The sequence below is a fragment of the Stenotrophomonas maltophilia group sp. RNC7 genome (genome assembly GCF_030910085.1).
GTDB classification, from domain to species: domain Bacteria; phylum Pseudomonadota; class Gammaproteobacteria; order Xanthomonadales; family Xanthomonadaceae; genus Stenotrophomonas; species Stenotrophomonas sepilia.
This window is the reverse complement of sequence record NZ_JAVFVN010000385.1, coordinates 1-564: the sequence shown is the minus strand read 5'-3', so window position 1 is coordinate 564 and position 564 is coordinate 1. Positions and strand designations below refer to the sequence as shown.

The following is a 564-nucleotide window of genomic DNA, read 5'->3' as shown; positions in this document are numbered from 1 at the left end:
CCGTCACACAGTACACGACACTAAGATTTGTGATCATATCTTAAGTTCAAAACAAAATGCTAAAAATACACCATTTATTCATGAAGGGTATTTTGACAGAGTTGAGCTATTAAATTTAGGAAAATACGGAAACCAATACCTATCCTTTCGAAGATTCCCTATTTTCTTTTGGTTTTGTATTTATAAACAGAAAAATGAACGGCGTGGTAAGGAAATGTATGAAAGTTTATTACCGGATTATTTTATTAAGCCCGAAGGCACAATTAGCTTTACTGATGTAGTTCCTCATGAAGTAAAGAAAACAAAAGAATTAAAATGAGGTGTAAAATTGAGTATCTTTAATATGATATCTAAACAAACATCTAAGCCTATATTTCCTATTGTAAATACCAAAAAATTATCAAATGCTGAAATTAAGTTTCTTATTACTAAATTTCATAGTAGACAAAAAGATTTAGAGGAAATACAAAAGAATGCTGACATAATAACGTCTGAAGGAATAGAATTCCATAGATTATTAGTAGCACGATTTACGGATAAATTACTAAATAAAGTTGTCTTTTC

2 protein-coding genes are annotated in these 564 nt (G+C 29.1%); both read left to right on the top strand.

The annotated features are described in order from the left end of the window. Window positions 1–319: hypothetical protein (locus RCF13_RS06710; RefSeq protein WP_308140983.1), on the top strand; the 319-nt coding region annotated here is incomplete at its 5' end. Window positions 320–328: 9 nt separating this feature from the next. Next, a partial coding sequence (locus RCF13_RS06705; protein ID WP_308140982.1) for a hypothetical protein occupies window positions 329–564 on the top strand: 236 nt, incomplete at its 3' end.